22 protein-coding genes and 1 pseudogene are annotated in these 26,367 nt (G+C 49.0%); 18 read left to right on the top strand and 5 right to left on the bottom strand.

The window, feature by feature from the left end; translation table 11 throughout:
* Positions 1-86: 86 nt before the first annotated feature.
* The 7 genes and pseudogenes from dapB to uxuA all read left to right on the top strand — a co-directional run bounded on the left by dapB (position 87) and on the right by uxuA (position 7,392).
* Positions 87-851 (top strand): 4-hydroxy-tetrahydrodipicolinate reductase, encoded by a 765-nt coding sequence (gene dapB, locus DW096_RS08240; RefSeq protein WP_005826055.1) that lies wholly within the window; start codon positions 87-89, stop codon positions 849-851.
* A 6-nt stretch (positions 852-857) separates the two neighbouring features.
* Positions 858-2,351 (top strand): signal peptidase I, encoded by a 1,494-nt coding sequence (gene lepB / locus DW096_RS08245; RefSeq protein ID WP_005826057.1) that lies wholly within the window; start codon positions 858-860, stop codon positions 2,349-2,351.
* Positions 2,348-3,283: a signal peptidase I gene (gene lepB / locus DW096_RS08250; RefSeq protein ID WP_005826058.1), complete on the top strand. Its 936-nt coding sequence runs from the start codon at positions 2,348-2,350 to the stop codon at positions 3,281-3,283. The genes lepB (DW096_RS08245) and lepB (DW096_RS08250) overlap by 4 nt, the downstream gene beginning before the upstream one ends.
* Positions 3,284-3,372: 89 nt before the next feature.
* Complete coding sequence (locus DW096_RS08255; protein WP_005826060.1) at positions 3,373-4,014, top strand: WbqC family protein; 642 nt, start codon at positions 3,373-3,375, stop codon at positions 4,012-4,014.
* A gap of 3 nt (positions 4,015-4,017) precedes the next feature.
* Positions 4,018-5,235: pseudogene (locus DW096_RS08260) on the top strand (alginate lyase family protein); the annotation flags it as partial.
* A gap of 137 nt (positions 5,236-5,372) precedes the next feature.
* Entirely contained in the window at positions 5,373-6,185 is an 813-nt protein-coding gene (locus DW096_RS08265) for an SDR family oxidoreductase (RefSeq protein ID WP_057254023.1), read from the top strand.
* 34 nt (positions 6,186-6,219) lie between these two features.
* Positions 6,220-7,392, top strand: coding sequence for a mannonate dehydratase (uxuA, locus tag DW096_RS08270; RefSeq protein ID WP_005826068.1), 1,173 nt, complete (start codon positions 6,220-6,222; stop codon positions 7,390-7,392).
* Positions 7,393-7,526: 134 nt separating this feature from the next.
* On the opposite strand, the gene DW096_RS08275 is transcribed toward uxuA, so the two are convergent.
* From DW096_RS08275 to DW096_RS08290, 4 genes are all read right to left on the bottom strand, one after another.
* Positions 7,527-8,192, bottom strand: coding sequence for an MIP family channel protein (locus DW096_RS08275; RefSeq protein WP_085931073.1), 666 nt, complete (start codon positions 8,190-8,192; stop codon positions 7,527-7,529).
* Between the two features lie 258 nt (positions 8,193-8,450).
* The gene (locus DW096_RS08280) at positions 8,451-10,676 is read right to left on the bottom strand and encodes a glycoside hydrolase family 3 C-terminal domain-containing protein (RefSeq protein ID WP_009037433.1); all 2,226 of its coding nucleotides are present in this window, start codon (positions 10,674-10,676) and stop codon (positions 8,451-8,453) included.
* Between the two features lie 360 nt (positions 10,677-11,036).
* Positions 11,037-12,287: a glycoside hydrolase family 5 protein gene (locus DW096_RS08285; protein ID WP_118931074.1), complete on the bottom strand. Its 1,251-nt coding sequence runs from the start codon at positions 12,285-12,287 to the stop codon at positions 11,037-11,039.
* Between the two features lie 205 nt (positions 12,288-12,492).
* A complete protein-coding gene (locus DW096_RS08290; protein ID WP_034525487.1) occupies positions 12,493-14,085 on the bottom strand; it encodes a DUF6377 domain-containing protein in 1,593 nt (530 codons plus the stop codon).
* A gap of 106 nt (positions 14,086-14,191) precedes the next feature.
* Between DW096_RS08290 and DW096_RS08295 the strand changes: the two genes are divergently transcribed.
* Together DW096_RS08295 and DW096_RS08300 are read left to right on the top strand one after the other, a co-directional pair.
* A complete protein-coding gene (locus DW096_RS08295; protein ID WP_034525478.1) occupies positions 14,192-15,376 on the top strand; it encodes a DUF5009 domain-containing protein in 1,185 nt (394 codons plus the stop codon).
* A complete protein-coding gene (locus DW096_RS08300) occupies positions 15,376-15,975 on the top strand; it encodes an epoxyqueuosine reductase QueH (RefSeq protein ID WP_005826077.1) in 600 nt (199 codons plus the stop codon). Before DW096_RS08295 ends, DW096_RS08300 begins: the two co-directional genes overlap by 1 nt.
* On the opposite strand, the gene DW096_RS08305 is transcribed toward DW096_RS08300, so the two are convergent.
* On the bottom strand, positions 15,962-17,209 hold the full coding sequence (locus DW096_RS08305) for a pitrilysin family protein (RefSeq protein ID WP_005826079.1): 1,248 nt from the start codon (positions 17,207-17,209) through the stop codon (positions 15,962-15,964). The two genes, DW096_RS08300 and DW096_RS08305, sit on opposite strands and share 14 nt — an antisense overlap.
* A 183-nt stretch (positions 17,210-17,392) precedes the next feature.
* Here DW096_RS08305 and DW096_RS08310 point away from each other — a divergent pair, with 183 nt between their 5' ends.
* The 9 genes from DW096_RS08310 (at position 17,393) to DW096_RS08350 (ending at position 26,339) form a co-directional block, all read left to right on the top strand.
* The gene (locus DW096_RS08310; RefSeq protein WP_005826081.1) at positions 17,393-17,998 is read left to right on the top strand and encodes an SIS domain-containing protein; all 606 of its coding nucleotides are present in this window, start codon (positions 17,393-17,395) and stop codon (positions 17,996-17,998) included.
* Positions 17,986-18,915 carry a carbohydrate kinase gene (locus DW096_RS08315; RefSeq protein WP_034525479.1) on the top strand — a complete coding sequence of 310 codons (930 nt, stop codon included), beginning with the start codon at positions 17,986-17,988 and terminating at the stop codon, positions 18,913-18,915. Before DW096_RS08310 ends, DW096_RS08315 begins: the two co-directional genes overlap by 13 nt.
* Before the next feature lie 163 nt (positions 18,916-19,078).
* Positions 19,079-20,461 carry a hypothetical protein gene (locus tag DW096_RS08320; RefSeq protein ID WP_005826092.1) on the top strand — a complete coding sequence of 461 codons (1,383 nt, stop codon included), beginning with the start codon at positions 19,079-19,081 and terminating at the stop codon, positions 20,459-20,461.
* Entirely contained in the window at positions 20,458-21,072 is a 615-nt protein-coding gene (locus DW096_RS08325; protein ID WP_005826095.1) for a DUF5043 domain-containing protein, read from the top strand. Before DW096_RS08320 ends, DW096_RS08325 begins: the two co-directional genes overlap by 4 nt.
* A 36-nt stretch (positions 21,073-21,108) precedes the next feature.
* Complete coding sequence (locus tag DW096_RS08330) at positions 21,109-21,723, top strand: DUF5043 domain-containing protein (protein ID WP_005826095.1); 615 nt, start codon at positions 21,109-21,111, stop codon at positions 21,721-21,723.
* Between the two features lie 36 nt (positions 21,724-21,759).
* Positions 21,760-22,374: a DUF5043 domain-containing protein gene (locus DW096_RS08335; protein WP_005826095.1), complete on the top strand. Its 615-nt coding sequence runs from the start codon at positions 21,760-21,762 to the stop codon at positions 22,372-22,374.
* Between the two features lie 36 nt (positions 22,375-22,410).
* The gene (locus tag DW096_RS08340) at positions 22,411-23,028 is read left to right on the top strand and encodes a DUF5043 domain-containing protein (RefSeq protein WP_005826097.1); all 618 of its coding nucleotides are present in this window, start codon (positions 22,411-22,413) and stop codon (positions 23,026-23,028) included.
* Between the two features lie 149 nt (positions 23,029-23,177).
* Entirely contained in the window at positions 23,178-24,242 is a 1,065-nt protein-coding gene (locus DW096_RS08345) for a tyrosine-protein phosphatase (RefSeq protein ID WP_005826099.1), read from the top strand.
* Between the two features lie 144 nt (positions 24,243-24,386).
* Positions 24,387-26,339 (top strand): DEAD/DEAH box helicase, encoded by a 1,953-nt coding sequence (locus tag DW096_RS08350; protein WP_009037442.1) that lies wholly within the window; start codon positions 24,387-24,389, stop codon positions 26,337-26,339.
* Positions 26,340-26,367 lie beyond the last annotated feature (28 nt).

Raw genomic sequence — 26,367 nt, forward strand, 5'->3', positions numbered from 1 at the left:
CGTTAATGTTGAGCACAAATGTAAGAAAAAGATTATCTTTGCGACCTATAGTTTGTTGATAAACTAAATAAAAACAGATAGAAACAATGAAAATCGCATTAATCGGCTACGGAAAAATGGGCAAGGAAATCGAGAAAATAGCCCTTGGCCGCGGACACGAAATTGTAAGCATCATCGATGTCGACAATCAGGAAGACTTTGAATCGGCAGCCTTCAAGAGCGCCGACGTTGCCATAGAGTTCACCAACCCCATGGTTGCATACAATAACTATATGAAGGCATTCCGCGCCGGGGTCAAACTGGTATCCGGCAGTACGGGATGGATGGCAGAACATGGAGACGAAGTAAAGAGACTTTGTACCGAAGGCGGCAAGACACTGTTCTGGTCTTCCAACTTCAGCTTGGGAGTAAGCATCTTCTCTGCCGTCAACAAGTACCTCGCAAAGATAATGAACCAATTCCCTGCCTATGATGTGACAATGAGCGAAACGCACCACATCCACAAGATGGACGCTCCGAGCGGAACGGCCATCACGCTTGCCGAAGGTATTCTGGAGAATCTCGACCGTAAGGACAAATGGGTAGAAGGGACTTTCCAAGCTCCCGACGGAACCGTTTCGGGCTCTACGGAATGTGCAGCCAATGAGCTATCCATAAGTTCTATCCGCGAAGGAGAAGTACCGGGCATCCACAGCATCCGCTACGACTCCGAAGCCGACAGTATCACTATCACCCACGATGCCAAGAATCGCAGGGGATTTGCCTTGGGAGCTGTCCTTGCTGCCGAATATACCGCCAAGCACGAAGGTGCTTTGGGAATGAGTGACTTGTTTCCATTTTTAAAAGACTAAAACATCATGAGAAAAGCAACACGCACCCAATGGATTAAATTCAGTATAGTCACCCTGCTCTACCTTGCCTTTCTGGTTTGGGTAAAAAGCTGGCTGGGACTGATTGTACTACCCTTCATTTTTGACATCTACATCAGTAAGAAGATACCCTGGGGATTCTGGAAGAAATCGGAGAATCCTGCCGTACGCAGCATCATGAGTTGGGTGGATGCCATCGTATTTGCGCTGGTAGCCGTCTACTTCGTAAATATCTATGTGTTCCAGAATTATCAGATACCGTCTTCCTCATTGGAGAAATCCTTGTTGGTAGGCGATTTCCTTTACGTCAGCAAGATGAGTTATGGTCCGCGCGTACCGAATACGCCGCTTTCCATGCCGCTGGCACAACATACACTACCGGTATTCAACACCAAATCGTACATCGAATGGCCCCAATGGGAATACAAGCGTGTACCAGGCTTCGGCAAAGTGAAACTGAATGACATTGTGGTGTTCAACTTCCCGGCAGGCGACACGGTAGCCACCAATTTCCAGCAGACAGACTTCTATACCCTTGCTTACGAAGAAGGAAAACGCGTGTATCCCAACAAGGTGAATATGGACAGCCTGACACGCAAGCAGCAACGTACTGTCTACGACCTGTACTACAATGCCGGACGTAATCTTATCCGTTCCAATCCGAGAATGTACGGTGACATTGTCATACGCCCCGTTGACCGTCGTGAAAACTATGTAAAACGTTGCGTAGGCCTGCCCGGCGATACGTTGCAAATCAAGAAAGGACAGGTATACATCGACGGTAAAGCCATCGAGAACCCTACAGAAATGCAGTTCAACTACTTTGTACAGACTACAGGTCCTTATATCACCGATGATATGTTCCGTGAACTGGGCATCAGCAAAGAAGACCAGACACTGATGACCGACGGTCTGGGCTGGGAAGAGAATCTGATTGAAATGGGATTGGACCGCCGGGATGCCCAAGGCAGGCTGGCACCGGTCTATCATCTTCCGCTCACCAAAAAGATGTACGAGACCCTTTCGGGCAACAAGAAACTCATCAGTAATATTATCATTGAACCGGGAGAATTCTCGGGACAGATGTATCCGCTGAACCTTTACACTAAATGGGACCGCAACAACTACGGCCCGATATGGATTCCTGCCAAAGGCGCCACCATCAAGCTGACCGAGGACAACCTGCCTATCTACGAACGCTGCATCGTTGCCTATGAAGGCAACAAACTGGAAGTCAAGGAAGACGGCATCTACATCAATGGTGAAAAGACCGACTCTTATACCTTCAATATGGACTACTACTGGATGATGGGCGACAACCGCGACAAGTCCGCCGACTCCCGATACTGGGGTTTTGTGCCGGAAGACCATGTCGTAGGAAAGCCTATCGTAGTATGGTTGTCACTGGACAAAGACCGGGGCTGGTTTGACGGTAAGATACGCTGGAACCGGATATTCAAGTGGGTGGACGGCATTAAATGAAAAAAGGGTGTAAGATAGCAATCACAATAGTTGGAGTGGCACTCGTCGTGGTGCTGCTTCGGGGTTGTGTGGCAACTTCCTATCTTATCCCCTCTTCCGGCATGGAAAATTCACTGTACCAAAGTGAGCGTATTCTTGTAAACAAGTGGAGCTACGGTCTGCGGCTTCCTTTCATGAAGTTATGGGGGTATCATCGCTGGGCGGACAGTCCGGTGCAGAAAGAGGATATTCTTGTATTCAACAATCCTGCCAATCTTTCAGAACCCGTGATTGACCGACGGGAAGTCTTCATCAGCCGTTGCATCGGTATTCCCGGAGATACCTTGCTGATAGATTCGCTTTTTTCAGTGATTCCTTCCGAAAAGAATGCGCCCGACCAGAAGTTTCTTTATTCTTACCCCAGACAACGGGAACGACAGTTGGATTCATTGCTTTCCATACTTTCCATCGCTCCCAACAAACTATTGGGGCAGGACTCAACAAAGAATATACGCAGTTTCAGCCGTTATGAACACTACTTGCTGGAACAAGCCATGAACGGGAACTGCTGGATAGAACCTATTGTCAAGGAAGATTCTATGGAGATACTGAAACCTCTGATAATCCCCAGCAAAGGCAAAGCCGTGCGCGTATATCCGTGGAACAAGACTTTGTTGCGAAATACCCTGGTACTTCACGAAAAGAAACAAGCCGAAATCAAAAACGACACCCTTTATGTGGAAGGCAAACCCGTGCAACACTGCCATTTTACCAAAGACTACTACTGGGTAGGTGCCAACAATGCCATCAATCTTTCGGACTCCCGTCTTTTCGGTTTCGTCCCCAAAGACCACATCATAGGCAAGGCATCTATCATCTGGTTCTCCAAAGAAAAGGGAACAGGACCTTTCAGCGGTTACCGATGGGGCAGGATATGGAAAAGAGTGGAATGACAAACAAATGAAAGAATAAAAATGAAAATACAAACAATGCACAGTAGCTTCAATCGTAAATCGCAAATCATCTAATCGTAAATATACTGATGAAAACAGTTTTTCTTTCTTCCGCCTATTTGGCTCCCATAGAATATTATACCAAATTGCTGGCATACGATAAAGTATTCATCGAACAGCATGACCACTATATGAAGCAGACTTACCGGAACCGTTGTACCATTGCCGTACCGGACGGTGAACTGGCCCTTTCCATCCCCACCGTCAAACCGAATACCCTAAAATGCCCGATGCGCGATATACGCATTTCAGACCACGGGAACTGGAGGCATCTGCACTGGAATGCCATAGAATCTGCCTACAACCACACTCCTTTCTTTGAATATTATAAAGACGACTTCCGCCCTTTCTATGAAAAGAAGTATGAGTTTTTAGTCGATTTCAACGAAGAACTTTGCCATCTTATCTGTTCTCTGATAGACATACAGCCCGATATGGCACGCACCACCGAATACCGGACTGAATTCACTCCGAATGAAGCGGATTTCCGCGAACGCATTCATCCGAAAAAGGATTTTTCTCTGGAAGATACAGAATTCTCACCACAACCTTATTATCAAGTGTTTCAAGAGAGACTCGGGTTTCTGCCCAACTTGAGCATCATAGACCTGCTGTTCAATATGGGACCGGAGAGCTTATTGGTATTACAGAAGTCCATCACTCTAAAATAAGACATGAAACCGAAAGCAACAATACAATGGACGCTTGCCTTCCTGCTCCTGGCATCTTGTATGCAAGCACAATCCATTTGGAACACAGCACACCTCGCAAATGTAAAACACTCTATTCACGAGCCTTTCTATGCCACAACTTACGAGATATTGAAAGCGGAAGCGGACAGGTTATTGGACGCCCAGCCCCTTTCTGTCATGATGAAAGAAAAAACACCTGCCAGCGGTGACAAGCATGACTATATGAGCCAAGCCCGATACTATTGGCCCGACCCGACAAAGCCAAACGGCCTGCCTTACATCAACCGCGACGGCGTATCCAATCCTGAACTGAACAAACTAGACCGTAATCGGTTGGGAACAACAGCCGGCCGCATCACTACCCTGGCTCTGGTCTGGTACTTCAGCGGAGAAGAGCAGTATGCCCGGAAAGCCACAGAACTTATCCGCGTATGGTTTCTGAACAAAGACACCCGAATGAACCCCAACCTGGAATATGCACAAATGATGCCGGGACACAATAACGACAAAGGTCGCTGCTATGGGCTGATAGACACCTACTCCTTCATAGAAATGCTGGATGCTGTGGCACTGCTAGAACAGTCAAAAGCATTTACTACCCAGGACAGCAAACAACTGAAGAAATGGTTTTCCAAACTGACCGACTGGATGCTCGCCAGTCCGCAAGGTAAGGAAGAAGCAGCCAGTGCCAACAACCACAGCGTAGCCTACGATGCCCAAATCATAGCTTTCGCCCTCTATACCGGTAACAAGAAACTGGCGCAGGAAATCATCAATGACTTCCCCCAAAAACGTATCTTCCCCCAGATAGCTCCTGACGGACGACAACCGCACGAACTGCAACGTACCCTTGCCTTCCACTACTCACAGTACAACCTGACCCACTTTATTGACATCATGCTGATGGCAAAAAATCTTGGAATCAAGCTGGATGACATCACCTCTACCGATGGACGTAACTTCTACAAAGCCATGGATTTCCTGGCTTCCTACGTCGGAAAGGGCCTCAGTGAATGGCCCTACCAGCAGATAAGCGGCTGGGAAAGCTCGATACAGAATTTCTGCAAAGACCTCTACCGTACTGCCGTCTACCTGAATCCTGCACGCAAAGACTACCTGAATCTTTATTATGCCCACCGTATCCTAAAACCGCATGACAACTTCAATCTACTGTATATACAAGCCACGGCATTGGACAACCCGATAAGGAAATAGCACTTTCTTCCGGACAACAAATGCATCTTTTTTGTATGATTGTTAGTCAGTGCAACAGATTATTCCGTATTTTTGCAACGCTAATCAAATAAAACACAACGTAATTTTTAAATGAACGAATCATGAAAAACTTATTTAACATTAAAGACAAAGTAGTGGTCATAACCGGCGGAACAGGAGTATTGGGGAAAGCCATCGCCTTTCATCTGGCAGAAGAAGGTGCAAAGGTCGTCATTTTGGGACGCAAGGCAGAAATAGGGGACGCCATTGCCGGAGAAATCAAGGCAAACGGTGGAGAAGCCATGTTCCTGACAACCGACGTGATGAACCGTGAACTGCTGGAACAGAACTTGGCTGACATCCTGAAAGCCTATGGCCGCATAGATGCCCTGCTGAATGCAGCCGGCGGAAATATGCCGGGTGCCACCATCGCGCCCACGGGCACTTTCTTCGATTTGAAGATAGAAGAGTTCCAACGGGTGCTTGAATTAAACCTGACCGGTACCGTACTGCCTACACAAGTCTTCCTCAAACCGATGGTGGAACAGAAGACAGGCGCTATTGTCAACTTCTCCAGCATGGCTGCTTTCCGCCCCATGACGCGTGTAGCCGGATATGCTGCCGCAAAAGCCGGTATCTCCAATTTCACAGCCTTCATGGCTACGGAAGTTGCCAAGAAGTTTGGTGAAGGTATTCGTGTAAATGCCATCGCACCCGGATTTTTCCTCACAGAGCAGAACCGTGCCCTGCTGACGAACCCGGATGGAAGCTACACGGAACGTGGGCAAGATGTGATTCGCCAAACTCCCTTCGGACGTATGGGCCGTGCAGAAGAGCTTTGCGGAACCATCCAATACCTCATCAGCGATGCTTCCAGCTTTGTCACCGGTACGGTGGCTGTAGTGGACGGAGGGTTCAACGCATTCGCCATGTAAATAGTAAATTGCAAATCATCAAACAATAAATAACATGATTCTTTGTGAACAAACCTGGCGCTGGTACGGTCCCAACGACCCGGTAAGCCTTTGGGACATCAAACAAGCCGGGGCTACCGGCATTGTAAACGCCTTGCATCATATTCCAAACGGGGAAATATGGACAGTAGAGGAAATCAAGAAACGGAAAGAAATGATTGAAGCCGTCGGTCTGCGCTGGTCTGTAGTAGAAAGTGTACCCGTACACGAACATATCAAGACCCAAACCGGAGACTTCCAGAAGTATATCGACAACTATAAAGAGAGCTTGCGTAACCTGGGCAAATGCGGCATTCACATTGTCACCTACAACTTTATGCCCGTACTGGACTGGACACGTACCGACCTCGCCTACGAACTACCCGACGGCAGTCGTGCCCTCCGCTTTGAACGTGCCGCTTTCATCGCCTTCGACCTCTTCCTGCTACGTCGTCCCGGTGCAGAAGGCGAATACACCGATGAAGAAAAGGCCAAAGCCCGTGCCCGCTTCGAACAGATGACAGAGGCAGACAAACAACTGCTTGTACGCAACATGATTGCCGGACTTCCCGGCTCAGAAGAAAGCTTCACCCTGGAACAGTTCCAACAGGAACTGGACCGCTACAAGGGCATCACTCCGGAACGCCTGCGTGCCAACCTGATCTATTTCCTGCAAGAAATCACTCCGGTAGCCGACGAAGCAGGTGTCATGCTCGTTATCCATCCGGACGACCCACCGTGCTCCATCCTCGGCCTGCCACGCATCATGAGCTGTGCTGCCGATTTCCAGGCACTGATTGACGCTGTTCCCAACAAGAGCAACGGTCTTTGCCTCTGCACCGGTTCGCTCGGTGTAAGCAGCGCCAACGATTGTGCAGTCATCATGCAGCAATTTGCCGACCGCATCAACTTTGTCCATCTGCGCAGTACACAACGCGACGCCGAAGGCAATTTCTACGAAGCCAACCACCTGGAAGGAGACGTGGACATGTATCACGTGATGAAAGCCTTCCTTGAACTGCAACAACGCCGTGGTGTCTCTATCCCGATGCGACCCGACCACGGACACCAGATGGTAGACGACTTGAAGAAGAAAACCAATCCCGGCTATTCCTGTATCGGCCGTCTGCGCGGACTGGCAGAGCTTCGTGGACTGGAAATGGGTATAGCCAAATCGCTGTACGAATAAGGCACAAGATATAGCAAGCATAAGGAAAGAACAGGAAGCCCTCCGTCCGAAACTTCAAAGTTTCGGACGGAGGGCTTCCCTTTATAAGTTTTCTGCCATCAGCCGCCTCTTCTTAAGGCACTGTCTGCCGACATTTATTTACCTTCTTTTGCAGCAAGCACTTTCCATACAACGGCACTCAGCGCAGCACCCACAAACGGAGCTACAATGAACAGCCACAACTGAGAGAGAGCCTCGCCACCCTGGAACAGTGCCGGACCGATGCTACGGGCAGGATTGACAGAAGTTCCCGTAACAGGAATACAAACAATGTGCACTAATACCAACGTAAGACCAATGGCCAATCCTGCAAGATTACCCGCCCCCTTCTCGGAATCCGTAGAACCTAAGACAACCAGCACAAAGATAAACGTGAACACAGCCTCTGCAATGAATGCCTGCAACATCATTCCGTCAGCAAACCCATTGGAACCGGTAGCCGTAGGACCACCATGAGCGCCCGTAGACACCAATGCATAAAGAATGGCAGAACCGATAACCGCCCCGATAACCTGAAACACCATATACATGGCTGCATCTTTCCCGCTCATCCTGCCGGACAACAGAACGCCCAGGGTAATGGCAGGATTAATATGACAGCCCGAGATTCCTCCGATAGCGTATGCCATCGCCACAACGGACAAGCCGAAAGCAAAAGCCACTCCCAGCGTTCCGACACCTGCACTAACCGCCCCCGCCGCACTTCCGGCAAAGACAGCACTACCACATCCCATCAGGACAAGAACCATTGTCCCGATCATTTCTGTAAAAATAAATATAAAAGATGAAAATCTGCCCAAACACGGCGGTAAAAACTCACCCATTACTACAAAACATCACTGCTTTAACTCTAACATCCAGCATATCTGCATCTTCCTTAGCCAACCCGAAGAAACTCAGAAATATAAGAAAACATATTGGCTTGTAAAGAGTACAAAGAAAGGGTGCAACCTCACGGCCACACCCTCCATCTACACTATCTTTGATAATAACCTAAAAGGAAACTTTATTTTCCTACATCATTTCAATTCAAAAGGAACCGTTCCCTTCACATCGGCTGCCGAAGCTGCTATGACAGCCTCGAACTTGCCCGGCTCGGCCACCCAAGCGTGCTGGGTGTCATCGAAGAAGCTAAGAGCCTCCTTATCAATGGTAAATGTGACTTCCTTTGTTTCGCCCGGAGCCAGTTTCACCTTTTGGAAACCTTTCAGTTCCTTGACGGGACGAGGCAGAGAGGACTTCTTGTCACTGATGTACAGTTGGACAACTTCCTGCCCTTCGCGCGCTCCGGTATTCTTTACAGAAACCTTCACGGTCAGCGTACCGTCGGCCTGCATGGTCTTGCTGTCGGCCGTCGGCTTGCCATATTCGAAAGTGGTATAGCTCAAACCGTGGCCGAAGGGGAACAACGGTTTCACCTTCTTCTGCTTATCGGCCCAGCGGTAGCCCACGAAGATGCTTTCATTGTACTTGATGTCGATGATGTCCTTGCTCCGCTTGCCGGTATATTCGCCCAGGCTGTGGGCCGGGCAGTCCTCCAGCTTCACGGGGAAGGTGAACGGAAGCTTGCCGCTGGGATTGACATCACCCATGAGGATGGCGGCAAGGGAACTGCCGGCTTCGGAACCCAGATACCAGTCCTGCACGATGGCAGGCACCTCGTTCACCCACGGCATGGCAATGGCGTTGCCGGAGATGTTGACGACAATCAGATTCTTGTTCGCCTCGGCCAGTGCGGAGATAACGGCATCCTGACCGTAGGACAAGCCCAGCCCCTTACGGTCGGAGTCCTCGCAGTCCTGCCCGTTGCTCTTGTTCAGGCCGCCGATGAAGATGACATAATCGGCATCCCGGGCCTCTTTCACGGCTTCGGCTATCAGCTCTTCGGGAGTACGGTCATCCTTCAGGTTCTGTCCGGTCACCACCCCGTTGTATTCACCGCTTGCATCGCCCACGTAGCCACGGGCATAGACCACCTCGGCCTTGCCGGCCACACGCTGCTTGATGCCGTCCAACGGAGAGAGTTCGCGCTGTACCTTCAGGGAAGAACTACCACCGCCTACGGTCATCATCTTGATGGCATTCTCGCCCACTACAAGAATCTTTTTAGCCCGGTTCAGGTCTATCGGGAGCACATTGCCCTTGTTCTGCAACAGTACGATGCCCTCCTCACCGATGCGGCGGGCAGCCTCGTAATGTTCCGGAGAGAGCATGCTTCCCCACGGACGATCGGGGTTCATCACCGTACGGAAGATAAGGCGCAGAATGCGGCGTACCTTGTCGTCCAGTTCCGTGGTACCTACCTTACCTTCGCGGATGAGGTTCAGATAGGGATTTGCCAGATAATAGTTATCGTATGCGTTGCTGGCACCGTTCGAGAGCCCGTTGGTCCAACTGCCGAATTCCATATCCAGCCCGTTGGTGATGGCTTGCCGGGTATCGTGCGTGCCGCCCCAGTCGGAAATGACTACGCCGTCGAATCCCCATTCGCCCTTCAATATATCGTTCAATGTGTATTGGTTGTGACAAAGATGTTGGCCTTTGTATAGGTTGTAGGCACCCATGATGCTCCACGCTCCGCCTTCCTGCACGGCCATCTTGAAAGCAGGCAGATAGATTTCATAAAGAGCACGGTCGTCCACGATGACGTTGGTGGTGTGGCGGTTCACTTCGTGGTTGTTCAAGGCGAAGTGTTTCACGCAGGCAGCCACGCCGTTCTGCTGCACGCCCCGGATATAGGGCGACACCATCTTTCCGGCCAGATAAGGGTCCTCACCCATATACTCGAAGTTGCGTCCGTTGAGCGGTGTGCGGTAGATATTGACACCGGGGCCCAGCAGGACGGACTTGTTGCGGTAGCGCGCCTCTTCACCGATGCTCTGTCCGTAAAGGAGAGACATTTCGGGGTTCCAGGTTGCCGCCAGACAGGTCAGGGCAGGGAAAGCCACGCAGGAGTCGTTGGTGCATCCGGCTTGTTCCCACTCGTCCCACAACACATCGGGACGTATGCCGTGGGGGCCGTCGTCCGTCCATACATCGGGAATGCCCAGACGGGGCACACCCGCACTGCTGAACTTGCTTTGCGCATGAGTCAACTTCACTTTCTCTTCCAGGGTCAGACGGCTCAAGGCGTCTTCCACTCTTTCTTCAATAGGTTTGCTTGCGTCCAGATAGACGGGCTTCTGCTGGGCCGAAAGAGGCAGCGCGACAGCGGCCAGAACCAAACCGAATAATACTTTTTTCATTGTTGTATAATTAAGTTGTTATATAAGTAAGCAATCATAATCAGTCCGTACCATTGATAATCTCCAACATACAAGGGAATATGACTTAGCCCTACCTACATAGGAACTGAAGTCCTTACACCCGTATAGTGAGTACCCATAACATCCGGATGTTGTTGTCCAAAACATCCCCATGTTTTACCCCAAAACACCCGGATGTTTTATCCCAATACATCCCCATGTTTTGCCCTAAAACATCCGGATGTTTTGGGTGCTCAGTCCTATGGTGTGTACAGCTCAGTCCCTACCTCTTTCATGCTAAGTCCCGGCATCTCATCCTCTGGGACTTGATACGTACTGTTTGTAGCGAGGCAGCACCCGCTACTTCATTCCCAATGACCGGATATAACCCTCCTGAACCACACAATTCTTCAGTTTGCATGCCTCGATAAAGTCCATCATCGCCTTGCGGGACATGGCCTGCGCGGGACGTGCCTCACGGATTTCCTTGTACGTGGCACGCGGTGCTTCGGAGAAATACACGATGTTTGCCCAGTTCTCCGGCGGAGTGATGCCGACGAAAGAAGAACCGTCCATCTTCTTGTAGGGCCAGAAGGTATAGCCGATGTTGTTCTCGCGCATCGTCTGGCAGAAAGCGGCCTGCCATTCGTCCGTATTGTGGCCTATCTCACCCATGTACATGGGCAGGTTCACACTGTCGCGGAAGTTGATAATCGTCTGGATGGCAGCTTGGGTAGGTTCGCCTCCGTAGCGGTGGCAGGTGTACATTATCTTGTCGTCGAACTTGGAGTCCTTGAAAGGCTTGAAATTACCGTTCCATTGCGAACCGCCCAGCAGGATGATGTGGTTGTTGTCCACCTCGCGGATGGCGGCTACACCTTTCTTATATACATCTTCCAGCTTGCCGTTGAGTTCCTCCATATTCTCGAAGTAAGGGGCAATGGGCTCGTTGAAGAGTTCGTAACCGAGGATGACCGGTTCGTTCTTGTAGCGGTCGGCTATCCGGCGCCAGATGTCACAGTAGAGTTGCTGGCTGACTTCGCTGTCGAACAGCCAGGGATAGCCGTAGCTGTCGTCGATATTGTCGCCCGTCTGTCCGCCGGGAGCGTCGTGCATGTCGAGGATGAGGTACAAGTCCGATTCGCGGCACCACTCTACCAGGCTGTCCACGCGGGCAAATCCGTCCTGGGCGGCAGTCAGCCCCATATAGTCCTCGTCCGTAAACAGTTTGTAATGGAAAGGCAGGCGGATGGTGTTGGCACCCTGCTCCTTGATGAAGCGGATGTCCTCGCGCGTTACATAATTGTCCTTGAATGCTTTCCAGAAGTCGGCCGTAAAGTCCGGTCCCACCAGCTGGCAGAACATCTCATTGATGAAACGAGCGGAATTGGTCTTGTTGAACTTGAACATGTATCCTTCCGGATTCAGCCAGTTACCCAGGTTGGTACCCATGATGAAGAGTTTGGTACCGTCGGGCTTTATCAAGTCCTGACCCTGAATGGTTACGAATGCATCCGAAGTTACTTCTTTTGTCGCTTGTTTCTCACCGCATCCCGCAAGGCCCAAAGACAGCAAGGCGATGGAAATGCTTGTCGCTAATAAATGTTTCATGGCAATAATTTTGGTTATAGTATCAGTTGCGATATTCGCTTTTGCTTCCCCAAAGTTAGGAAAGATAAGAACACCTCGTACCGGCGAATCGGGAATAGGTGGAAGGAGTGAAGAAGCATGAACAAACAAACAACTAATAATCAGAAATATAAGCAAAAGAAGAGAAAGGCAGAAAGTGGATTCAAAAAGCCGGTTTGACGTATTGTCAGCGTATCTGCATCAGCCGTATTTCAAAGTCCTCGCGCGAAATGCGAGCCTTGTTCTTCACTTTGGCACGGTAATTATAGATGGTGTTTACGGAATAACGGAGGAATTCTGCAATCTGCGAACTGTCGTCGATGCCCAGACGAATCAAGGCGAAAATGCGGAGTTCCGTATTCAGCAACTCGCCTTTACGGAGCACGATGCGTTCTTCGGGCTGCAGCAAGTCATTGAATTTATCGACAAAATCGGGGAAAAGGTGCAAGAAGGCAGTATCAAAGTTATCATAGAGTTCCTTCAGTCCGGTGTCCAGCACCTCGCGGGAACGCACCATCTTCAGCAGCTCTTCCATCTGCCCGGCAGAGATTTTCTTGTTGACCATCCGCCGGTAGGTATCCAGCCGGTTGATATAAACGGAGCAGAGATTCATGAAACGGCCCACATACTCCTCCTTGATGTTGTTTGAGAGTTGCAGTTGCTCGTTGGCATGCTCCAGCTTGTTCCGTGCGGCAGAGAGTCGCTGCATCTGCCGGTAGATAAAGCCCACTGCCACCACCAACAGCACAATCAAAGCGCTGATGAGCCAGAGGTACAGCCGGAGCCGGTCATTCTGCTTCTCACGCATGGCCTGATAAGTGAGGTCTATCAGTGAAAGGATGCCGGCAGTCTGGAGGCTGCGGCTACGGGCGTTGTATCGGTTGGTTTCGTCCCACGAGAAACGGATGTAACGGTAGGCATGCTCCATATCCCCTTCCTCATAAAGAAGTTCCGCCAGGTTCCAGAGTGAGGCATGGTCTGTGATGCTCAGGCGAATATCGGTCAGTGCAGACAAAGCCAGATAGCGCTTCTCCTCCTCCCGGTTCCCGAGCCGGCGGTAGAGCAATGAGCGCTGATAGGTCACCAGCGCATATTCGGGAGTATTGGGCTTGGCATGTGCCAGACGCGTATCATTGATGCTCAAGGCTTCGTCCGGATGGCCTGCAGCGGCCTCCCGCGTCTCTCTTCGTTCCAGGTAGAGGGGGGATGAAGGCAGAAGTACCTGCATCAAAGAATCGTCATAATGGGTAGCCAAAGCCTGATAATGCTTCTTGAAAGAATCGTCCAGCGTATAGAAACTCAGTTCTGTGTAAAGTTTATGACAGGCATTGTAATAGTCCGGCAGCAGATGGGAGGGAAGGGAGGCTTTGTCCGTCTGCCTCAAGAGTTCGGCAGCTTCCTCGTACATGCCTGCCGAAGCCATCAGGTGGGCAAGCTCCAGCCTTGTTTCGAGTGCTGCATCCTGCCGGCCATAGCGCTCTGCCCAATCCAGATTGACACGAAGATAATGGATGGCCGAATCGCAGATATATGCCTTGTACTCCTTATAGATTTCCCCATTCCATCGAAAAAAAGAAATATTGGCGGTATCGGTATCCAGCACTTGGCGCTTCAGCCGGGCAATGCGTCCTTCACGCACGGCGACATAGTGCCGGTGCGCCTCGATAGCCTCATCCAAAGAGGATGTCAGCGCAGTAAAAGAGGGCGTGCCGGCAGCAAAAACCACACTTTGCCATACCACGACGGCAAGAAAACAAAAAGTGAACAATCTCCTTTCCATGACCATAAAGTTCATGCAAATATAGCAAGAAATCCTGCAAAGCAGTAGCATCAGAAAGAATAGTTTCCTATATTTGCGTTCTAAACCCCCAAACAAATTATCTATCATGAAAAGCTTAACACCCCAACGGATTGCCGCGGTAGACGTATTCCGCGCACTCACCATGTTCCTCATGCTCTTTGTCAACGACATTCCCGGACTGAAAAACGTCCCCCACTGGCTGATGCATGCCAGGATGGACGAAGACATGATGGGATTCTCCGACACCATCTTCCCCGCTTTCCTTTTCTGTATGGGCATGTCCGTATCCTTTGCCATACAAAACCGGTACAAAAAAGGAGACAATACCCTGCAAGTCGTGGCCCATATCTTCTGGCGGACAGTGGCGCTGATTGCCATGGGACTGTTTTCACTGAACAGCGGAGGCATCGAAGGCGGTCTATCGCACCAATGGTTCTCCATCCTGATGGTCATCGGTTTCTTCCTCACCTGGGGGGTATATCCCAAAGCGGTAGGAACGAAAAAGGTCCTTTTCACCGCAATGAAAACAGCAGGCGTGCTTCTGCTTGCCTTCCTCGTCATCTACAAGGACATGAACGGGAAACCGTTCCAGATAAGCTGGTGGGGCATCCTCGGACTTATCGGCTGGACGTATGCGGTATGTGCAGGCATCTATCTATTCACTCGGGAGAACCTGCGGAAGAATGCCATTGCCTGGTTCGTGGTCGTATTGCTTGCCGTAGTCAGCCATTCCGACTTGATACCGGGAGAGTACGGCAGCCGGATTGTCCTGCTTCCCTTTATCCCGAGCGACTGGACGCTGCATGCCCTTGGTATGTCCGGCGTACTGACCTCCCTGCTCATGCAGCGCTATGCCGACCGGGAACGGCCGGGACGGTTCATCGGCATGCTCTGTGCCCTCGGCATAGGAATGCTTGTCCTTGCCCTCGTCTCACACCCGTTCTGGATTATATCCAAAATACAAGCCACACCGACATGGCTGTTCTACTGCCTCGCCATGTTCTTCCCCTTGTTCGGCTTCTTCTACTGGCTGACGGACGTGAAAGGCAAGACCAACTGGTTCGATATTATCAAACCCGCAGGCACGGCAACGCTGACCTGCTATATTATCCCTTACATCTGGTATGCTGTCCAGCAACTGCTGCATCTGCACTATCCCGAAGCATTGGGAAGCGGTGTACCGGGGCTGCTCAAGTCCCTCGTCTTCTCGCTTGTCATTGTGGGGCTGACCGGCCTGCTGGTGAAAGGCAAGATTAAACTGAAAGTATAATGTTGAAAGTCCAAACACCCAACGGTGACCGCAAGGTGCTGCTGCATTCGTGCTGCGCACCTTGCTCCTCTGCCATCATCGAGTGCATGCTGGAGAACGGCATACGCCCCACCGTATTCTACTGCAATCCCAACATCTATCCGCAGGCGGAATATGAGATAAGGAAAAACGAGGCTATCCGTTTCGTAACCTCCAAAAACATCGATTTCATCGATGCAGACTACGATTATGCACACTGGCTGCACACCATGCAAGGCCTGGAGCACGAACCGGAACGCGGCAGCCGTTGCCTGAAGTGCTTCACCCTGCGCCTGACAGAGACAGCCCGCTACGCCTCCGAACACGGTTTCTCCGTATTCACCACTACCCTCGCCTCTTCGCGCTGGAAAAGCCTGGAACAAATCAATGAAGCCGGACGCCGTGCCGCCGCGCTCTATCCGGGCACCCTCTTCTGGGAACAGAATTGGCGGAAAGGCGGACTTCAAGACCGGCGCAACCAACTGCTGAAAGAGTACGATTTCTATAACCAGCAGTATTGCGGATGCCAATTCAGCATGCAACGGCTGGATGCAAAGCAAGAATCAATCACCGATAAATGAGCGTCGAAAGATAGTCCTCGGCAAACATCTCGTTCGCCACCTCTAACAGCACTTCCGAAGTGAGCTGTTCAATGCGATGGAACACGGCTTCGGAAGTTTCGCATTTATCATAATGCAGGAAAGTCTTGCCCATGCCCAGCGCATTGTTCTCATTGTTGTCCGAAGCTACACCGATTTGCCCGATAAGCTGCTTCTTGGCGGCCGCAAGCTGCGAGGAAGTCATCCGGGCATCACGCAGGCGTTTCAATTCCTTATATACCAGGCGGGTGCAGTAGTCCAAATCTGCAGGGTCGCAACCGAAGTAGATGCAGAAGGTGCCCGTATCGGTATAGGAGGTCAGGTTGGATTCCACGTTATAGACCAGTCCGCGACGCTCGCGGAGAGAAACGTTCAGGCGGCTGTTCATGCCCGGGCCACCCAGGATATTGTTCAGCAGGTAAAGTGCGGTGCGCTTGTCATCGTACGCATTATATCCCCGGCTGCCAATCATGACGTGTGCCTGATGGGTATCCTTATGCACTACAAGATGCTCGGGCACATAGAGGGGCGGCGGAGTACGGCGGTTGTCCACTGCCACGGCAGGTAAATCCGCGAGGAGCTTTTCCGCCCAGCGCACCACCTGCCTGAAGTCCAGATTGCCCAGAACAAAAAAGACCATATTGCCGGGATGGTAGAAACGGGAAGTGAATGCAGCGGCATCCTCACTGCGGAACAGCTTCAGCTGCCCGGGATTGCCCAGAATGTTGCGTCCCAGGGGATGCCCTCTGAATATCAAGTCCTCGAAATCATCGAAGATGAGCTCGGAAGGGTTGTCTTCGTAGGATTGTATCTCGTCGATAATCACCTCTGTCTCCTTCTCTATCTCGCGTTGCGGAAAGGTGGAGTGGAATACAATATCCGTCAGAAGTTCGAAGGCACGGCCGAAATGCTCGGTCAAGAAAGCAGAGTAAATCATCGTCTCTTCCTTGTTGGTGTAGGCGTTGAGGTCACCGCCCACATTCTCCATGCGGTTCAGGATGTGCCATGCCTTGCGCTTGGCGGTACCTTTGAATATGAGGTGCTCCACAAAATGCGCCATACCCTGCTCGTTTTCAAGCTCGTCGCGCGTACCCGCATCTACGGCAAAACCACAATAAGCCACTTTGGAGGCCGAGGGTTCATGAATGATGCGCAAGCCGTTGGGCAGGATATATCGGTTGAAAGCCGACGGTAAATTCTCTTTTAACTTCTTCATTCTGACGTTTCAAACTATTTGAGGCGACAAAAATACAATAAAACTTATTGCCGTTTATAGAAAATTGCAGATATTTGCAATGTACAAATGTGCTAATGTGCCAATGTGCCAATGACCATGCGGCATCACAGCGCAGCCAATTAGCACATTAGCACATTAATCACATTAACACATTATAGGTATATGATTGCATCCATTCAAGAGCTTTTGCAGAAAGAGGCACAGGCCGTACTGAACATTCCAGTGACGGACGCTTATGAAAGAGCTGTAGAACTCATCGTAGAACAAGTGCACCGCAAAAAAGGGAAACTGGTAACTTCGGGTATGGGCAAGGCCGGACAGATAGCCATGAACATCGCCACTACCTTCTGCTCCACCGGCATTCCTTCCGTTTTCCTGCACCCCAGCGAAGCACAGCATGGTGACCTCGGCATCCTTCAGGAGAACGACTTGTTGCTACTTATCTCCAATTCGGGCAAAACTCGCGAAATCGTGGAGCTGACACAGCTGGCACATAACCTGAACCCGGGACTGAAGTTCATCGTCATCACCGGAAACCCCGACAGCCCCCTGGCACACGAATCCAATGTATGCCTCAGCACCGGGAAACCGCAAGAAGTATGTGTACTGGGCATGACGCCTACGACTTCGACCACCGCCATGACCGTCATCGGCGACATCCTGGTGGTACAGACCATGAAAGAAACAGGATTCACCATTGAAGACTACTCCAAGCGCCATCACGGTGGTTACCTCGGAGAAAAATCAAGATCGCTATGCGTAAAGTAATAGGCATCGGAGAAACCATACTGGACATCATATTCCGTGGCGGACAGCCCACAGCAGCCGTTCCGGGCGGTTCGGTATTCAACGGCATCGTTTCACTGGGACGTATCGGTGTTCCCATCTGCTTTATCAGTGAAACGGGCAACGACCACGTGGGCAATATCATCCTCAACTTCATGCGCGAGAACAATATTCCCACAGACCATGTCAATGTGTTCCCCGACGGGAAGTCCCCCGTATCACTCGCTTTCCTGAACAACCGGAGCGATGCGGAATACATCTTCTACAAAGATTATCCCAAGCAGCGCCTGGACGTGGAATATCCGCAGATTCAGGAAGACGACATCGTAATCATAGGGTCGTACTATGCCCTGAATCCGGTACTGCGCGACAAAGTGGTGGAGCTACTGGAACGCGCACACGACATGCATGCCATCATCTACTACGATCCCAATTTCCGTTCGTCCCATAAAGAGGAGGCCATCAAGCTGGCTCCCACCATCATCGAGAATCTGGAATACGCCAACATTGTACGCGGCTCGCAAGAGGATTTCTTCTATATGTGGGGCCTGCAGGAGGCCGACAAGATATACAAAGACAAAGTAAAGTTCTACTGCCGCAACTTCCTCTGCACAGCCGGCGCGGAGCAGGTTTCATTGCGCACCGGCACGATTTCCAAGGAATATTCCATCCCCCCACTGGAGGCGGTCAGCACCATCGGTGCAGGAGACAACTTCAACGCAGGCATCATCTTCGGGCTGCTGAAATATAATGTACGCTACGAGGACCTCGATACCATGGACGAGGCTACTTGGGACCAAGTTATCCAATACGGCATTGAGTTTGCCGCCGAGGTATGCAAGAGTTTCAACAACTCCGTTTCAAAGGAATTTGCAGAAGCACGAAAATACCAGCCATAGACACCCTTACAAAAGGGTGTTCACCACAGATTACATGGCCTGAAAATCCATGCAATCTGTGGTAGAACAGCTTCCGGATTAACAAAATTCTCCCGCTTTTCCTTTCATTTCTGCTTTTTTTTTGCTTTATTTGTCTATCCTTTATACCTTAAGCATTCGCGCTATGAATACAAAAGGAAGCAGACAGCACTCTCCAACCCCTCCTAAGCAGAAATGGCAAAACATCTGCCTTGCCTTGTGCATTCTTTTAGGAATACTCGCCTCTTGCGAAACAGAAGAATCCTTCTATCAACCCCGATTCCCGGCAAACGATGTCCCGTTGACCCGGCAAGCGTTATTCAAGCCGGAAAACTTCTTTGCCTACACCGACTCTACCCTAAAAGCCGTGATTTCCGCACTACGCAGAGTGGAAGAAGAAAAGCATTTCACCGCTTCTTTCCTGTTGAAATACGGCATTCCTCTCTGGAACTTCACCTATAAATTGACTGGAGAAGAGACCTGTATCTTCGTTCCCCTCTACCGCCTTGACAAGCCACACTGCATCGATGCCATCTGGCTGTTGCACATCAAAGACGGATGGATGAAGTTTTTTCCATTGAAGCGTGATGACGAACTCATAAGAGAAAGCGACCAAGTGTTCATATTCGACTTGTTAAGCTATCTAGTATTTGGCGAAGAGAATGCGCAAGGACTCACATTCAAGCCTCATGCCCAGACCCGTTCGGTAATAACCGTCACCCAATGCTGGGATGTATATACCGGACCTAAAGACCAGCTGGAATACAGCTATACCAACTGCGTTAGTCATTCCTATTGGGTGGATGATGCCTTTATAAATAATAGCAACTGGAACAGTGGTGGAGGAGGAAGTGGCGATGTGTGGATTGGAGGAGGAAGTTCTGGAGGTTCCGGCTCTTCACCGGGTACTCCGGCAGGAAATATATTCAAGAAAGAAGCCGACCAAGACTCGCTTTTATGGGTAATCACCGAAAACATGACAGCCCGAATCATGGAAGACTGTTTGGGAGGAGACCTATACAGCCAACTGAAAGAGAAAGTCAAAAACAACAAAATCAATCTGGAATTCGATTTCGGCAAAGGGTATTCCTACAATTGGGAAGAGCATACCTTGCACATCGGATTGGAAGAATTGGAAGCAAACAACCTTCTGCATGAAATGTTCCATGTTTTCCAAACCACACAAGAGCCTATATCATCGTTCAAAAGTTCTATGATGAACAGAGAGATAGAAGCGCACTATGCGCAATACCTGTTCTTGAGGAGGAGCGTGGAGTGGACGGACAAAAAACAAGATAAATATGCAAAAAGCCAACGCCTAAGAGCAACAACTTCATTGACTAAATATGTAAATCAGCAAGGTCATGTTACAACTTCATTCTTGGATATCTTTGAAACCTATATATCTAATAATGTCGTTAATGCTTTCCGTCAGGAAGGATACGACAATTATCCATTTAAAGAGTATTCGGATATCACCAATATTTTTCCCAACATAAAATTAACAACTAAAAATTGTGACGAATGAAAAGACTATTGCTTATTACACTGCTTATAGGATACATCTACCCTTGTGTAGCACAGGACAAACCTATCAGAACAGAAGAATCACTTGAAGGAACAGTCATTTATAAAAAGACCACCACTTTCGAGGTAGATGGTTATACGTACCAATGCGACGTAGATGACGGTAGCCAGTTTGTGACTCTTTATAACAAAGAAAACAAACTGACATACGAAAAGATTGTGTATAAAGACACGGGGAAGACATATATTGGCAGCTGGAGTAGCAATGTAATTGAATATGACAGATTCATGAGTCAGCAAGCAGATTTCATAGTAGACCAAGCATTCACCAAAGCCATGGCAGATGAAATTGGGAAAACGGAACTTATGATAACCATGTTGCTCAGTCCAAATACGGGAGAAGTAATGGAAGTGAATTTCAATTTTTTCACCTTTGAGCCATACGCCAAAGTGCCACTACATGTATATAGGGAAATCGAAGTAAAACTGAAAGAACAAATTCATTTTAAACCCATAGAGGAAGGAAAACAACTCAACTACATTATGCTGGCATGGATGCAAAAGCCCCAAGGGAAACTCCCCCCATTACCTCCTCCCGGTTCGCTAATGTAAGCAACATACAAAATTAACAACTAAAAATTGTGACGAATGAAAAGACTATTGCTTATTACACTGCTTATAGGATACATCTACCCTTGTGTAGCACAGGACAAACCTATCAGAACAGAAGAATCACTTGAAGGAACAGTCATTTATAAAAAGACCACCACTTTCGAGGTAGATGGTTATACGTACCAATGCGACGTAGATGACGGTAGCCAGTTTGTGACTCTTTATAACAAAGAAAACAAACTGACATACGAAAAGATTGTGTATAAAGACACGGGGAAGACATATATTGGCAGCTGGAGTAGCAATGTAATTGAATATGACAGATTCATGAGTCAGCAAGCAGATTTCATAGTAGACCAAGCATTCACCAAAGCCATGGCAGATGAAATTGGGAAAACGGAACTTATGATAACCATGTTGCTCAGTCCAAATACGGGAGAAGTAATGGAAGTGAATTTCAATTTTTTCACCTTTGAGCCATACGCCAAAGTGCCACTACATGTATATAGGGAAATCGAAGTAAAACTGAAAGAACAAATTCATTTTAAACCCATAGAGGAAGGAAAACAACTCAACTACATTATGCTGGCATGGATGCAAAAGCCCCAAGGGAAACTCCCCCCATTACCTCCTCCCGGTTCGCTAATGTAAGCAACATACAAAATTAACAACTAAAAATTGTGACGAATGAAAAGACTATTGCTTATTACACTGCTTATAGGATACATCTACCCTTGTGTAGCACAGGACAAACCTATCAGAACAGAAGAATCACTTGAAGGAACAGTCATTTATAAAAAGACCACCACTTTCGAGGTAGATGGTTATACGTACCAATGCGACGTAGATGACGGTAGCCAGTTTGTGACTCTTTATAACAAAGAAAACAAACTGACATACGAAAAGATTGTGTATAAAGACACGGGGAAGACATATATTGGCAGCTGGAGTAGCAATGTAATTGAATATGACAGATTCATGAGTCAGCAAGCAGATTTCATAGTAGACCAAGCATTCACCAAAGCCATGGCAGATGAAATTGGGAAAACGGAACTTATGATAACCATGTTGCTCAGTCCAAATACGGGAGAAGTAATGGAAGTGAATTTCAATTTTTTCACCTTTGAGCCATACGCCAAAGTGCCACTACATGTATATAGGGAAATCGAAGTAAAACTGAAAGAACAAATTCATTTTAAACCCATAGAGGAAGGAAAACAACTCAACTACATTATGCTGGCATGGATGCAAAAGCCCCAAGGGAAACTCCCCCCATTACCTCCTCCCGGTTCGCTAATGTAAGCAACATACAAAATTAACAACTAAAAATTGTGACGAATGAAAAGACTATTGCTTATTACACTGCTTATAGGATACATCTACCCTTGTGTAGCACAGGATAAACCTATCAGAACAGAAGAATCGCTTGAAGGAACAGTCATTTATAAAAAAACCACCACTTTCGAGGTAGATGGTTATACGTATCAATGTGACGTAGATGACGGTAGCCAGTTTGTGACTCTTTATAACAAAGAGAACAAGTTGACATACAAAGATATTGTATATAAAGCCACAGGAAAAATATACATCGGTAGCTGGAATGAAAAAAAAGTAATTGAATACAATAGCTCCATGAGTAAACAAGCAGACTTCATTGTGGACGAAGCTTTTACCAAAGCCATGGCAGATGAACTCGGAAAGCGTGAGTTCACAATAACCATGCTACTCAGTCCGGATACGGGGAAAGTAATGGAAGTGAATTTCAATTTCACGACCTTTAGCCCATACGCCAGAGTACCACTGCATGTATATAGGGAAATCGAAGTAAAACTGAAAGAACAAATACACTTTAAACCCGGAGAAGTGGGAAAACAACTCAATTACATCATGCTGTCATGGAGACAAAAGCCCCAAGGGAAACTCCCCCCATTACCACCTCCCGGTTCGCTGATGTAACATTGTAAACCAACCTGCCTATGCACGAAAGAATCTATAGCAGTTTTTTTAAAGTTCAAAAAAGAAATATAAAAGCTTGGCATTGCTGTTACCTTCTGTGGGTAAATTACATATATTTGTGATTAACGACATCAGAGAGGTTACGAATTATGTATAAGAACTTATTGAACTTGCTTGTTTTGGCAGTGCTGCTCCCTTCCTGCAATGGCACTGCCCCTCACATTTCCGTTGTATGCGAAGAAAACAACGTGGGCAACTGCATTGTAAAATGGGAAATGGCCCCTCTCATCAAAGGAAATGTGAAGGTATATGCTTCGACCAATCCCAACCATATCCCCGAAGATGTTCCCGTTGCCGTCGCCAACATCTCCGACCTGAAGATGACTGTCATCACTACCGACCCTACACAACGATACTACTACACACTTGTATTCGCTGACAAATACCGGGTAAAGATTGCCACCCGCAACATCAACATCCCCGGCATACAGAACTTCCGAGACCTGGGAGGCTATTCCTCCTATCCCACCCAAAAGAAAGTGCATTGGGGCATGCTGTACCGCTCTGCCGAAATAGATAAACTGAAACCGTGTTCGCGCAAAGAGCTCAAGAACATAGGCATAAGGACTATCATCGACCTGCGTTCATCTGTCGAAGCGAATAGACAAAGCCCTTTGCAACAGGCATTCAAAGTGATCCATATCCCCATTCCTACCGGCGACATGGAGTATATCCTGAAAGGTGTACAGGAACAGAAAATCAAGAGCGATACTGTCTACCGAATCGTGGAGCAGATGAACCGCGAACTCATCAACAACTACACCAAAGAATATCGCCGGATTTTCGATATCCTGCTGGACAAGAACAATTATCCCGTCGTAATCCATTGCTCTTCGGGCAAAGGGCGCACGGGCATCGTATCGGCACTTGTGCTTGCCTCCCTTGGAGTGGACGAAGACATCATCATGGAAGATTATCGCCTCAGCAACGACTACTTCAACATCCCGGCGGCCTCCCGATATGCTTACCAGCTTCCGGCACGCTCGCAAGAGGCCATCACTACCGTATTCTCGGCACGCGAAGATTTCCTGAATGCCGCCATTGAAGAAATGAAACGAAGGTATGGAGATACCGACACCTACCTGCAAAGAGGCATCGGTCTGACAAAAGAAGAAAGAAAGAGACTGCAAGACATTCTTTTAACGGATAATTGACAATGGATAATGGATAATGAGTAGCCAATAAAAAACGATTTTATCATGTAATTGCATAATTATCAACCATCAATTATCAATTATCCATTGAAAAGCACTATCTTTGCGCCCGAAATATAAAGATAAAGATATACAGAAGATTTAATGAAGACATTTGAAGAGCTCGGTGTGTCGCCGGAGATACGCCGCGCCATCGAAGAAATGGGTTACGAGCAGCCCATGCCGGTACAAGAGGAAGTAATTCCCTACCTTTTAGGAGAAAACAATGATGTAGTAGCACTGGCACAAACAGGAACAGGAAAGACCGCAGCGTTCGGCCTGCCGCTCATACAGAAGATTAACGTCAACAACCGAATTCCCCAATCACTTATTCTCTGCCCCACCCGCGAACTTTGTTTGCAGATAGCAGGCGACTTGAACGATTATTCTAAATATACCGATGGCTTGCGAGTGTTGCCCGTATATGGAGGCTCGTCCATCGAAAGCCAGATACGCGCCCTGAAACGGGGTGTACACATCATCGTAGCCACACCGGGACGACTGCTGGACCTGATGGAACGCAAAACCGTGTCCCTCGCCACCATACAGAACGTGGTTATGGACGAAGCGGACGAAATGCTGAACATGGGATTCACAGACAGCATCAACGCCATTCTCGCCGATGTGCCGCAGGAGCGCAACACCTTGCTGTTCTCCGCTACCATGAGCCCGGAAATCGCACGCATCTCCAAGAAGTACCTGCGCGATGCCAAGGAAATCACCATCGGACGCAAAAATGAAAGCACCAGCAACGTGAAACACGTAGCCTTCTGTGTACATGCCAAAGACAAGTATGCTGCCCTGAAACGTATTGTGGACTACTATCCGCAGATATACGGCATCATCTTCTGCCGTACCCGCAAAGAAACGCAGGAAATAGCTGACAAGTTGATGCAGGAAGGCTATAATGCCGACTCGCTGCACGGCGAACTGAGTCAAGCGCAGCGTGACACCGTGATGCAAAAGTTCCGCATCCGCAACCTACAACTGCTGGTTGCCACGGACGTTGCCGCACGCGGCCTCGATGTGGACGACCTGACACACGTCATCAACTACGGATTGCCCGATGACACCGAGAGTTATACCCACCGCAGCGGCCGTACGGGACGTGCCGGCAAAACCGGGACTTCCATCGCCATCATCAACCTGCGAGAGAAAGGCAAAATGCGCGAGATTGAGCGCATCATCGGCAAGAAATTCATTGCAGGCGAAATGCCCACCGGCAAACAGATATGCGAAAAGCAACTGCTCAAAGTGATAGACGATCTTGAAAAGGTGAAAGTGAACGAGGAGGAAATCGCCGACTTTATGACCGACATCTACCGCAAGCTGGATTGGCTGAGCAAAGAGGACCTGATTAAACGCATGGTTTCGCATGAATTCAACCGTTTCCTGGATTACTATCGCGGCCGTGACGAGATAGAGACAGCAACCGGTAGTGAGCGTGGTGCAAGAAGTGGCGAGAGGGGCGACCGCAACGACCGTAGAAGCAGCCGCAAAGCAGAACCCGGCTTTACCCGCTTGTTCATCAACCTGGGTAAAATGGACAACTTCTTCCCCAACGAATTAATCAGCCTGCTGAACAACAATACACGTGGACGTGTAGAGCTGGGACGAATTGACCTGATGCAGAAGTTCTCCTTCTTCGAAGTGGAGGAAAAGGAAGCCACCAATGTAGTGAAGGCCCTGAACCGCGCCAGCTGGAACGGCCGTAAAGTATCCGTAGAGGTTGCTGGAGACGAGGGTAAGGAGGCTCCGAGGGGCAAACGTCCGGGTACAGCCGGAAGCCATGGGAAAAAAGAGTTTGACAGCAAGAAGCGCAGTTACAAGGAAGACGGCAAACGGAACGATGCCACCGGCAAACGCAGCGAAAAGGCCGAAAGTCCTGCAAACGACAAGAAGAAAGGCAAGCCCAGCCGCGAAGAGCGGGGTTACACCAAAGCCCGTGGCAAAAAGGATGACTGGAAACAGTTCTTCCAGGGCAACAATGACTTTAAGGATGCAGAGCCCGACTTCAGTGAAGAAGGGTGGGCAAGACGGACACCGAAGAAGAAGTGATATAAACTATAGAAAGATAATAGGGTGA

Origin of the sequence: Bacteroides sp. AM07-18, from assembly GCF_003602695.1 — a bacterium.
Classification (GTDB): domain Bacteria; phylum Bacteroidota; class Bacteroidia; order Bacteroidales; family Bacteroidaceae; genus Bacteroides; species Bacteroides uniformis.

What these genes read in the sequence shown, in the direction of transcription:
- DW096_RS08320 (WP_005826092.1), top strand. Translation starts at nt 19,079, where the DNA reads ATGAATACAAAAGGAAGCAGACAGCACTCTCCAACCCCTCCTAAGCAG.
- dapB (WP_005826055.1), top strand. Translation starts at nt 87, where the DNA reads ATGAAAATCGCATTAATCGGCTACGGAAAAATGGGCAAGGAAATCGAG.
- DW096_RS08330 (WP_005826095.1), top strand. Translation starts at nt 21,109, where the DNA reads ATGAAAAGACTATTGCTTATTACACTGCTTATAGGATACATCTACCCT.
- DW096_RS08275 (WP_085931073.1), bottom strand. Translation starts at nt 8,192, where the DNA reads ATGATCGGGACAATGGTTCTTGTCCTGATGGGATGTGGTAGTGCTGTC.
- DW096_RS08335 (WP_005826095.1), top strand. Translation starts at nt 21,760, where the DNA reads ATGAAAAGACTATTGCTTATTACACTGCTTATAGGATACATCTACCCT.
- DW096_RS08325 (WP_005826095.1), top strand. Translation starts at nt 20,458, where the DNA reads ATGAAAAGACTATTGCTTATTACACTGCTTATAGGATACATCTACCCT.
- DW096_RS08300 (WP_005826077.1), top strand. Translation starts at nt 15,376, where the DNA reads ATGTTGAAAGTCCAAACACCCAACGGTGACCGCAAGGTGCTGCTGCAT.
- uxuA (WP_005826068.1), top strand. Translation starts at nt 6,220, where the DNA reads ATGATTCTTTGTGAACAAACCTGGCGCTGGTACGGTCCCAACGACCCG.
- DW096_RS08290 (WP_034525487.1), bottom strand. Translation starts at nt 14,085, where the DNA reads ATGGAAAGGAGATTGTTCACTTTTTGTTTTCTTGCCGTCGTGGTATGG.
- DW096_RS08345 (WP_005826099.1), top strand. Translation starts at nt 23,178, where the DNA reads ATGTATAAGAACTTATTGAACTTGCTTGTTTTGGCAGTGCTGCTCCCT.
- DW096_RS08255 (WP_005826060.1), top strand. Translation starts at nt 3,373, where the DNA reads ATGAAAACAGTTTTTCTTTCTTCCGCCTATTTGGCTCCCATAGAATAT.
- DW096_RS08305 (WP_005826079.1), bottom strand. Translation starts at nt 17,209, where the DNA reads ATGAAGAAGTTAAAAGAGAATTTACCGTCGGCTTTCAACCGATATATC.
- DW096_RS08310 (WP_005826081.1), top strand. Translation starts at nt 17,393, where the DNA reads ATGATTGCATCCATTCAAGAGCTTTTGCAGAAAGAGGCACAGGCCGTA.
- DW096_RS08280 (WP_009037433.1), bottom strand. Translation starts at nt 10,676, where the DNA reads ATGAAAAAAGTATTATTCGGTTTGGTTCTGGCCGCTGTCGCGCTGCCT.
- DW096_RS08350 (WP_009037442.1), top strand. Translation starts at nt 24,387, where the DNA reads ATGAAGACATTTGAAGAGCTCGGTGTGTCGCCGGAGATACGCCGCGCC.
- DW096_RS08285 (WP_118931074.1), bottom strand. Translation starts at nt 12,287, where the DNA reads ATGAAACATTTATTAGCGACAAGCATTTCCATCGCCTTGCTGTCTTTG.
- lepB (WP_005826057.1), top strand. Translation starts at nt 858, where the DNA reads ATGAGAAAAGCAACACGCACCCAATGGATTAAATTCAGTATAGTCACC.
- DW096_RS08340 (WP_005826097.1), top strand. Translation starts at nt 22,411, where the DNA reads ATGAAAAGACTATTGCTTATTACACTGCTTATAGGATACATCTACCCT.
- DW096_RS08265 (WP_057254023.1), top strand. Translation starts at nt 5,373, where the DNA reads ATGAAAAACTTATTTAACATTAAAGACAAAGTAGTGGTCATAACCGGC.
- DW096_RS08315 (WP_034525479.1), top strand. Translation starts at nt 17,986, where the DNA reads ATGCGTAAAGTAATAGGCATCGGAGAAACCATACTGGACATCATATTC.
- DW096_RS08295 (WP_034525478.1), top strand. Translation starts at nt 14,192, where the DNA reads ATGAAAAGCTTAACACCCCAACGGATTGCCGCGGTAGACGTATTCCGC.
- lepB (WP_005826058.1), top strand. Translation starts at nt 2,348, where the DNA reads ATGAAAAAAGGGTGTAAGATAGCAATCACAATAGTTGGAGTGGCACTC.